Genomic DNA, 8,921 nt, shown 5'->3' with positions numbered 1-8,921 from the left:
CGCGACCGGGTGGTCGCGGCGGCGTCGCGGGCCGCACGGGCGGGCGTCAGGCGGTGCCGCCGCCCGGCTGCAGCACGCCGTTCACGCACAGCTCGTACGGGGCGTGGTCCGTGACGGTCTCGGTCGGGTCGTCGGCGGTCACGAGGACGGCGGCGACCTCCGGGGTGAACCCGAGCGCGTGCTTGACCGTGGTCAGCGTCGTGAAACCCCACGGGGTGCGCACGACCGGCAGTTCCACGACGGAGACCTTCTTCCCCGAGGTGCCCACCAGCTGCACGGTCCAGCCGGCCACCTCGGTGGGGTGCGCCTCGCTCAGCGATCTCCAGGTGGACAGGTCGGTGGCGTCGGCCACCGACTGCCCGCCGATCCGGACGCCGCCGACCCACACGCCGGGCTCGGCCACACCGCCGTCGGTGAGGTAGCGGATCGCCACGTCGACGGTCTGCCCCGCGTAGGCGGAGGCGTCGAACGTCTGCGTGCCGGAGACCTCACCGGTCAGGCCGGGCAGTTCCGCGGTGATGCGCGGGTCCGCGCCGGGGGCGGCGTCGGTGGTCGTCGCCTCGCCGGACAGCGAGACCCAGCCGCCGGCGGCCGCGTCCCACACCTGCACGACCGCGAAGTCCCAGCCCTCCTCGGTGTCGACCTGCAGGTCCACGCCGATCGTCGGGTCCTGCACGGGGATCGTGAACTCCCGCACGATGCCGCGGTCGAGGTTGTCGCCGCTGCCGGAGTACAGCCGCTCACCGTCCTGCTCCCACTCCACGGGCGTGGTGGGGTACGTGCTCGAGCCCTTGAACGTCACCAGCCCGCCGTCGACGTACCCGGCGGGGTCGCGCAGCCTGACGTAGTCGGCGCCGTTGACCGGTGCACCCGGGGAGCCGTGCGACTGCTCCGAGTCCCAGTTGACCCGCGCGGTCAGCCCCTCCGCCTGCAGCGCCTCGGCGTCGCCGCGCTTGACCTTCGCCCCGCCGTCCAGGGCCGCGTCCACGGCCATCGAGGCGAGGAAGTCGTGCAGCACGTCCTGCGAGCGCACGTCGTGCCCGCGCTCGCGCAGCACCGCGTCCAGGCCCGCGAGGCCACCCTCGGGCTCGTTGTGCAGCGCGGTCATGAACTCGTCACCGCCGAACCGGCCGTGCAGGTAGACCATGAACGCGTAGGCGCTGCCGTAGTCCGCGAGGATCTCCGGGTCGCCCTGGTCGCCCCACAGGGTGATCGACTGCTCGGGGCCGCCGTAGGACTGCTGCTCGTTGAACCCGAGGAACGTGGCGATGTAGTTGTCGGCCTCCTCGGTGTTCGGGGCCGGAGCGGGGTCGGAGAACCCGAGCAGGTCCTCGGACCACATCGACAGGCCCTCGTTCACCCACGACACCTCGTCGGGGTCGGCGTAGTGCTCCAGCAGGTGCTGGTACTCGTGCGCGAACGTCGCCTCGTAGGTGCGCCCGGCGGGTTCGCCGAGACCGGGACGCTGCAGGTAGTCCGCGCACGCGAGGTAGTCGGGCTCCTGCGAGTCGTCCGGCGGGTTCTCGCCGGTGCGGTGCAGCCAGTCGAACCCGTCGATCGTCATGACGTTGCGGTCGACGAGGTCGTTGAACAGCGAGTAGAAGAACCCCGCGATGTAGGTGCGGCCGTTCTCGTTCGTGGGGTCGTAGAAGTTCTGGTCGCGCACGTTGTCGATGAGCGCCACGGTGCGCTCGCCCCGGCCCGTCCAGTACCCCTCGGGGTACTCGCCGCCGTCGGGCTGCTCGACCAGCTCGCCCAGCACGGCGGCGGACCCGTCGCGCGGCGGCGCCACGGAGAACACCTCGGACTCCACCGGCAGGATCGTCTCGTCGAACTCCTCCACGAAGCCCGCCACCTGCTCGTCGGTGACGACGGTCAGCTCGCCGCCACCGGTGGTGTTGCGGCAGTCGCCCTCGGGGAAGGAGAGGTCGTCGGCGACCCACACCTCGATGCTGTCCCCGAGTCCGCGCAGCGTGTAGCCCTGCACGGTGACGGCGCTCTCGACGACCTCGCCGTCGGGCGTGACGCCGCCGTCGACGAGAGCGGGCCAGTCCCGCTGGTCGCCGACCCGGGCCTCGCCCTCGTCACCGCCGTCACCGTCGGCGGGGGCGGCCAGCGTCGCGCGCGCACCGGCACCGGACGCGCCGGCCGCGTCCGGGGCCACCACGGGCAGCGGCTCGCCGTCGCGGTACTCGCCGTCGAGGAGCCGGAGGTCGGAGGCCGGGGCCTGCTGCGGGGGGGGGGGGGGGGGGGGGGGGGGGGGGGCCGGGGTGGGGGTCGGGGGGGGGGGGGGGGGGGGGGGGGGGGGGGGGGGGGGGGGGGGGGGGGGGGGGGCCCCCCCCCCCCCCCGCGGCCGGGACGGCCAGGGCCGTCGCGGAGAGCGCGGCGATCGCGATGCGGCCGCCGCGCGTGGGGTCCAGACCCATGCGTGTCCTCCTGGAGTGCCTCGGTGCCGGTGTCCCCGGCGCCGGTGCGCCGAAGCATCCACCGCGCCACGGGCCGCGCACAAGGCCCAGCTTCACCCGGCGTGTGCGACCCATCGCTCCTCCGTGATCGCGGGGCCGGCGAACGGAGCCCGTGGGGCAGGCGGCAGGATGGCCCGGTGCCGTACCGTGTGATGACCGTGTGCACCGGGAACATCTGCCGCTCCCCCATGGCCGAGTCCGTGCTGCGCCGCCGGTTCGCCGAGGCGGGCCTGGACGGCGAGGTGGTCGTGGACTCCTCGGGGATCAGCGACGAGGAGGACGGCAACCCCGTGGACCGCCGGGCGCGGGCGGTGCTGGCCGAGGCCGGCTACGACGTCCCGCAGCACCGCGCCCACCAGGTCACGGCCGAGGAGATCGCCTCGCGCGACCTGCTGCTGGCGATGACGGCCCGGCACGCGCGCTGGCTGCGCACGCAGGCCCCCGACGGGGCCGCCGCCGCCCGCGTGGCGATGTACCGCTCGTTCGACCCGGAGGCGCCGGGCGTCACCGGCCCGGGCGCCGTGGCCGACGAGTCCTCGCTGGACATCGCCGACCCCTGGTACGGGGACCGCAGCGACTTCGAGGAGGCCCTGGCGCAGATCGAGGCCGCCGCCGACGGGATCGTCGAGCACGTGCGCCGGGAGCTCGCCGCCCGTCCCTGACCCCCTCGCGGGAGGGGGCGGGGTCAGAACAGCCGTCCGCCCGCGTCGGCGTCCGGCTCCTCCAGCGACAGCAGGAACCGCTTGCGCCACAACCCGCCCGCGTAGCCGGTGAGGGTGCCGTCCGCCGCGACGACGCGGTGGCAGGGGACCACCACGGACAGCGGGTTGCGCCCGTTGGCGGCCCCGACGGCCTGGGCGTGCCCGGGTCCGCCCAGGGCCCGGGCCAGCTGCCCGTAGCTGCGGGTCGCCCCGTACGGGATCTCGCGCAGCACCGCCCACACGCGCTGGTCGAAGGCGTCCCCGCGCGGGGCCAGGGGCAGGTCGAAGGCGGTGCGCCGCCCGGCGAAGTACTCCGCCAGCTGCGCGGCGACGTCGGCGAACGCGTCGTCGTCCCGCGCGCCGAGGTCGGTGGGCACCCCGCCGCGGTGCTCGGGGTACCAGATGCCGACCAGGCCGCGCTCGTCGCGCGCGACGGTCAGGTCCCCCAGCGGGGACGGCAGCACCGCGTGGCGCACCGCGTGGGCCGGGGGCTCAGGCGGCCAGGTGCAGCGCGTCGTTGGTGCGCGCGAGCGTCTTCGCCAGCAGGTCCGGCTCGTCGGACAGCTTGCGCCCGTACGAGGGCACCATGCCGACGAGGCGCTCCTGCCAGCCCTCCTGGTGAGCCGGGAAGCACTGCTTCAGCAGCCGCAGCACGACGTCCACCGCAGTGGAGGCACCGGGAGAGGCCCCCAGCAGCGCAGCGACGGAACCGTCGGCGGCGTGCACCAGCTCGGTGCCGAACTGGAGGACCCCGCCCCGGGGGCCCTTCTTGATGACCTGCACGCGCTGGCCGGCGGTCAGCAGCTCCCAGTCCTCGCTGCGGGCCTCGGGGTAGAAGACCTTCAGGGCCTCCACCCGCTGCTCCGCGGACTGGGTGAGCTGCTTGACCAGGTAGGTCATGAGGGGCACGTTGTCGCGGGCGACGCTCAGCATCGGCAGCAGGTTGTCCGGGCGGACCGACAGGGGCAGGTCCAGCAGCGAGCCCTTCTTCAGGAAGCGCGGCGAGAACCCGGCGTAGGGCCCGAACATCAGCGAGCGCCGGCCGTCCATGACGCGGGTGTCCAGGTGCGGCACGGACATCGGCGGGGCGCCGACCTCGGCCTGGCCGTACACCTTCGCGGCGTGCTGCTCCACGATCTCGGGGCGGGTGCAGCGCAGCCACTGCCCGCTGACGGGGAAGCCGCCGAACCCCTTGCCCTCGGGGATGCCGCTGCGCTGCAGCAGGTGCAGCGCACCGCCCCCGGCGCCGACGAACACGAACGGCGTCGAGACCTCGAAACCGCCACCGCCGGCCGCGGTGCCCTTCACGGTCCAGCCCGAGCCGCGGCGCCTCAGGTCGGTGACGGCGTGCCCGGTGAGCAGCTCCACGCCGCGTCCCGCCGCGCCCGCCAGGAGCGAGCGCGTGAGCGAGCCGAAGTCCACGTCGGTGCCCGCGGTCGAGCGGGTCGCGGCGATGCGCTCGCCGGGGTCGCGGCCGGCCACCAGCAGCGGCGCCCACTGCCCGATCTCCGCGTGGTCGGTGGACCACTGCATCCCGGCGAACAGCGGGTGCTGCGACAGGGCCTCGTAGCGGGCGCGCAGGAACTCCACGTCGCGCGAGCGCACGAAGCTCATGTGGGCGACGGGGTTGATGAAGGTGCCGGGGTCGGCCAGCACGCCCGTCTCGACCAGGTGGGCCCAGAACTGCCGGCTCACCTGGAACTGCTCGTTGATGGCGACGGCCTTGGTGATGTCCACGCCGCCGTCCGGCCGGGCGGGGGTGTAGTTCAGCTCGCACAGCGCGGAGTGCCCGGTGCCGGCGTTGTTCCAGGCGTCGGAGCTCTCGGTGCCGATGGCGTCCAGCTTCTCCAGCACGAGCACGGACCAGTCGGGTTCCAGCTCGGTGAGGACGGTGGCGAGCGTGGCGCTCATGACCCCGCCCCCGACCAGAACGGCGTCGTAGCGGTTCGCAGCGGGCAACGGACTCACCCTCGTCTCTCGTGCGGCTCCATCGACCCTGAGAGGTTACGGCCTCGCGGCGGCGCGGTGCGGCCGGGGAGGCGCCTGGTGCCCCACGTCACACGTGAGCCGCCTCTCACCGCAGCGGCGGGACGGGTCCACCGGCGGGCCCGCCGGTGAGCGGCGGCACCGGCGGCAGCAGGGCCAGGGCGCGGGCGCGCTCGGCGGACAGGCGCTGCAGCAGCGCCAGCTCCTCCTCCGGGGAGCCCGGGTCGGTGCCGCGGCGCATCCGGTCGCGCCGGAACGCCAGCGCGGTGGCGGTCTCCTGGAAGTCGCGCACGGCGCGGGCGGCCTCGCGACCGCCGGCCGCCTGCGCCGAGAGGCGGGCCGAGCGGCACGCGGCCGCCGAGGACAGGACGCGCACCTCCTCCGGCAGCAGCCAGCCGGTGCGCACGTACACCTGCAGCGAGCGCTCCACCAGGCGCGCCTCGCGGGCCCTGGCGGCCAGGGCCACGCCCAGCGCTGCGACGAACACCGGCACCTGCAGCAGCAGGTACAGCTCGACGAACGCCGTCACGCCCGCCCCGGCGCTGGCGTTCCACAGCGAGTGCAGCCCGACGGCCAGCACCAGCCCGGCGAGCGGCGCCACGACCCGCGCGGGCAGCGGCCCGCGCCCGGCGGCCAGCCCCAGGCCGACCCCGACGGCCATGGTGAACAGCGGGTGCGCGAACGGCGAGACCAGGCAGCGCAGCACGAAGACGGCGACCAGCGACGAGGGCTCGCCGTCGCCGAGGGCGCGGCCCAGGTACAGCACGTTCTCCAGGTAGGCGAAGCCCACGCCCACGAACGCGGCGTACACGATGCCGTCCACCACGCCGTCGAACTGCCGGCGCTGCTTGAGCAGGACGAGGAGCACGCCCAGCCCCTTGAGGACCTCCTCCACGACCGGCGCCACGAGCACGGAGGTGTTCGTCACGTCGCCGACGGCGCGGTCGAGCAGCCGCGAGGACAGGGAGTTGAGCACCAGGGCGCCCAGGCTCGCCACGCACGCCCCCCACCCGAAGGCGAAGGCCAGCAGGTGCGGCGGCTCGGCCTCGTGGCGGTCGAGCCACAGCACGGCGGCCAGCACGGGCCCGACGGGGACGGCGGCCAGGGCCAGGGCGGGCAGCGCGCCGGACAGCCCGACCTCGGCGGTGACGGCCCCGAAGCTGAGCCCCCCGCACACGAGCAGGACGGCGACGGTGAGCACCAGCAGGGAGCGCCGGGGCGCGACGGCCACCGCCGTGCTGCTGGGGGGTTCCGCCGGCACCCCGCGAGCGTAGCCGTGAGCCCGGGGCCGCGCTGACTACGCTGGGCGGGTGAGCACCTCAGCGCCGGGCGGGACCGGCGACCGCGTCCAGGACCGCATCGTGTGGATCGACTGCGAGATGACCGGGCTGGACCTGGCGCGCGACGCCCTGGTGGAGGTGGCCGTCCTGGTCACCGACGCCGACCTCAACGTGCTCGGCGACGGCGTGGACGTCGTGGTCAGGCCGCCGCAGGAGGCGCTGGAGGGCATGGACCCCGTCGTGGTGGACATGCACACCTCCTCGGGCCTGCTGGCGGAGCTGCCGGCGGGGCGCACCCTCGCCGAGGCGGAGCGGATCGTCCTGGAGTACGTGCGGCAGTGGGTGCCCGAACCGCGCAAGGCGCCCCTGGCGGGCAGCTCGGTGCACACCGACCGCGCGTTCCTGGCGCGCGACATGCCGGTGCTGACGGAGCACCTGCACTACCGGCTCATCGACGTCTCCTCCCTCAAGGAGCTGGCACGGCGCTGGTTCCCCCGCGTGTACTTCCACACCCCCCGCAAGCACGGCGGGCACCGCGCGCTGGCGGACATCCGCGAGAGCATCCAGGAGCTGAAGTACTACCGGGAGGTGCTGTTCGTGCCGCAGCCCGGCCCCGACTCGGAGACGGCGAAGGCGGCCGGGCAGAGGCTGGAGCTGAAGCCGGAACCGGCCCCGGAGGCCTGACCCCGGACGGCCCACCGGCCGCCCCGGCGCGTTCGGGGAGGGCCCCGCGCGGCGTGTATGCTCACCGCGTCACGCCGTGCCCCGCACGACGTCACGTGGTGGGTGTAGCTCAGCTGGTAGAGCACCTGGTTGTGGTCCAGGAAGTCGCGGGTTCAAGTCCCGTCACTCACCCCAGCGCGGAAGGCCCCGCCCCCTCGGGGGGCGGGGCCTTCGTCGTCCCCTCCCCGTCGCCGCGGCCCACCGCTCCACCCCGTCCGATCCGCAGCAGCTGCTCCCGCAGCCACGCCAGGTAGGCGTCGCGGTCGGCGCGCAGGGCCAGGGAGACCACCGGGCCGGCGGGGGTGTCCCACGACCCGGGCCCACGCACGGGCAGCACCACCACGTCGAGGGTGAAGGGCCGCACGTACCGGCCGAGCTCGCGCTCCACCTGCGCCAGCAGGGTCGTCTCGAACAGCGCGACGGGCACCTCGGCGCGCACGTGCGACTCCAGGCGCCGGGCCCGCGCCGCCCAGGCGACGGCCTCGTCGATGCCCAGTTCGGCCAGGCCGCGCAGCTCCGGCACGCCGCGCAGGCCCGGGAAGGCCGGCGGCAGCAGCGAGGTCAGCGCCTGCGGGCCGCCGGGGAAGGCGCCGGCCCACCAGCGGGCCCACTGCGCGCCGGCCGCCCGGCGCCCCTCGGGCGAGAGCACCGCCGGGCCCATGGACCGGGCGGGCGGGTCCAGCGGCGGCAGGGCGGGCACCTCCGGGGAGGTGGGCGGGTGCAGCCCGGCCGCGTCGCGCAGGTGCAGGGCCAGCAGCAGCGCCTGGGGCATGACGAGACGCACCCCCCACCGCCCGACGCTGCGCACCGCACCACTGTGCGCGAGGCCGCAGCCGCCGTCCAGGCGAACCGCGGCGACCGGGGCGGGGGGCCCGCGCGGGCGCCGGGTCAGCCTCCCGCAGGGGGTGGCGTCCTCCCCCGGGAGGACGCCGGGGTGGGGCCGCGGGCCGATGCGGCCGCGAGCGGTGCGCGCCTAGCGTCCGGTGCGTGACCACCGCTCCCGCGACCGCCGCCCCCGGGCGGGCCGCGCACCTGCGCACCGGCCCGCCCCCCGCGACGCCCGCCGCCCGCCGGCGGCGACGGCGCCTGGCCGCGGCCGTGGCGCTGCGGCGGGGCCTGCTCACCCCGCCCCTGCCGGCGGCCCGCACCGGCGGCCCGCGCTGAGGCGGGCCGAGCCGACGGCTCCCCCGCCGGCGGCTCCCCGCTGACGGCGTGCGACGGCGTTGGGCCGGACGTGTCCTCCCGGGCCACCCGGCTCAAGGGCCGACCGGGCGGCGACGACGACACGGGAGTCACCGCCCACCTCGGGCACGTCACCACGGGAGGACGCATGGCGCACGAGAGCGCGGCGCACGAGGGCCCCGGCCCGCACACCACCGAACCCGTCATGGAGATGCTCTCGGAGCACATCCCGCTGTCGCTGATCATGGACATGGCGTCCCCGGACGGGCCGCACTCCGAGGAGCTCCTGCGCAGCGAGGGCCTGCCCGACGGCGAGTGGTGGACGCGGCCCTGAAACACCTCCCGGTGCCGGGGGCGCACCCCCTTCCGCTCCCGGCACCGGATTTCGCGGCACCCCGCCGCGGCTGCTACAGTCCTCTCTCGTTGCGCCGTTAGCTCAATTGGCAGAGCAGCTGACTCTTAATCAGCGGGTTCGGGGTTCGAGTCCCTGACGGCGCACTCCAACGGCGAAGGGGGGGGCCCCCCCCCGGCGGGCGCCCCAGCCCCCCCCGGCCGCCCGGGGGGTGCCTGAGTGCCGCGCCCGC

General features: G+C 75.7%; 9 protein-coding genes and 2 tRNA genes. 6 read left to right on the top strand and 5 right to left on the bottom strand.

Annotated features, from left to right (window positions below):
* Nucleotides 1-46: 46 nt before the first annotated feature.
* On the bottom strand, nucleotides 47-2,167 hold the full coding sequence (locus ACRYR8_RS20250; protein ID WP_432485474.1) for a peptidase M6: 2,121 nt from the start codon (nucleotides 2,165-2,167) through the stop codon (nucleotides 47-49).
* Nucleotides 2,168-2,602: 435 nt separating this feature from the next.
* On the opposite strand from ACRYR8_RS20250, the gene ACRYR8_RS20245 reads away from it, so the two are divergent.
* Entirely contained in the window at nucleotides 2,603-3,127 is a 525-nt protein-coding gene (locus ACRYR8_RS20245; RefSeq protein ID WP_432485473.1) for a low molecular weight protein-tyrosine-phosphatase, read from the top strand.
* A gap of 23 nt (nucleotides 3,128-3,150) precedes the next feature.
* Here the strand turns inward: ACRYR8_RS20245 and ACRYR8_RS20240 are convergent, their stop codons facing one another.
* From ACRYR8_RS20240 to ACRYR8_RS20230, 3 genes are all read right to left on the bottom strand, one after another.
* The gene (locus ACRYR8_RS20240; protein ID WP_432485472.1) at nucleotides 3,151-3,630 is read right to left on the bottom strand and encodes a methylated-DNA--[protein]-cysteine S-methyltransferase; all 480 of its coding nucleotides are present in this window, start codon (nucleotides 3,628-3,630) and stop codon (nucleotides 3,151-3,153) included.
* A gap of 28 nt (nucleotides 3,631-3,658) precedes the next feature.
* A complete protein-coding gene (locus ACRYR8_RS20235; RefSeq protein ID WP_432485471.1) occupies nucleotides 3,659-5,134 on the bottom strand; it encodes a malate:quinone oxidoreductase in 1,476 nt (491 codons plus the stop codon).
* A gap of 106 nt (nucleotides 5,135-5,240) precedes the next feature.
* Nucleotides 5,241-6,413: a PrsW family intramembrane metalloprotease gene (locus ACRYR8_RS20230; protein ID WP_432485470.1), complete on the bottom strand. Its 1,173-nt coding sequence runs from the start codon at nucleotides 6,411-6,413 to the stop codon at nucleotides 5,241-5,243.
* A 118-nt stretch (nucleotides 6,414-6,531) separates the two neighbouring features.
* Between ACRYR8_RS20230 and orn the strand changes: the two genes are divergently transcribed.
* Together orn and ACRYR8_RS20220 are read left to right on the top strand one after the other, a co-directional pair.
* Nucleotides 6,532-7,116 (top strand): oligoribonuclease, encoded by a 585-nt coding sequence (gene orn, locus ACRYR8_RS20225; protein ID WP_432485489.1) that lies wholly within the window; start codon nucleotides 6,532-6,534, stop codon nucleotides 7,114-7,116.
* 98 nt (nucleotides 7,117-7,214) lie between these two features.
* Nucleotides 7,215-7,290 (top strand) — tRNA-His (locus ACRYR8_RS20220).
* Here ACRYR8_RS20220 and ACRYR8_RS20215 read toward each other — a convergent pair.
* Entirely contained in the window at nucleotides 7,283-7,963 is a 681-nt protein-coding gene (locus tag ACRYR8_RS20215) for a hypothetical protein (protein ID WP_432485468.1), read from the bottom strand. The genes ACRYR8_RS20220 and ACRYR8_RS20215 overlap by 8 nt on opposite strands.
* Before the next feature lie 179 nt (nucleotides 7,964-8,142).
* Between ACRYR8_RS20215 and ACRYR8_RS20210 the strand changes: the two genes are divergently transcribed.
* The 3 genes from ACRYR8_RS20210 (at nucleotide 8,143) to ACRYR8_RS20200 (ending at nucleotide 8,835) form a co-directional block, all read left to right on the top strand.
* On the top strand, nucleotides 8,143-8,319 hold the full coding sequence (locus tag ACRYR8_RS20210) for a hypothetical protein (protein ID WP_432485467.1): 177 nt from the start codon (nucleotides 8,143-8,145) through the stop codon (nucleotides 8,317-8,319).
* Nucleotides 8,320-8,485: 166 nt separating this feature from the next.
* On the top strand, nucleotides 8,486-8,671 hold the full coding sequence (locus ACRYR8_RS20205) for a hypothetical protein (protein WP_432486192.1): 186 nt from the start codon (nucleotides 8,486-8,488) through the stop codon (nucleotides 8,669-8,671).
* A 91-nt stretch (nucleotides 8,672-8,762) separates the two neighbouring features.
* Nucleotides 8,763-8,835 (top strand) — tRNA-Lys (locus ACRYR8_RS20200).
* Nucleotides 8,836-8,921 lie beyond the last annotated feature (86 nt).

The organism is Kineococcus esterisolvens (assembly GCF_050871405.1).
Lineage (GTDB): Bacteria > Actinomycetota > Actinomycetes > Actinomycetales > Kineococcaceae > Kineococcus.
Note: the sequence above shows the minus strand (reverse complement) of the source record. Positions and strands in the feature narration are given on the sequence as shown.

Bases quoted from the DNA above. Each gene is read 5' to 3' on its own strand.
- orn (WP_432485489.1), top strand. From the start codon at position 6,532: ATGACCGGGCTGGACCTGGCGCGCGACGCCCTGGTGGAGGTGGCCGTC.
- ACRYR8_RS20205 (WP_432486192.1), top strand. From the start codon at position 8,486: ATGGCGCACGAGAGCGCGGCGCACGAGGGCCCCGGCCCGCACACCACC.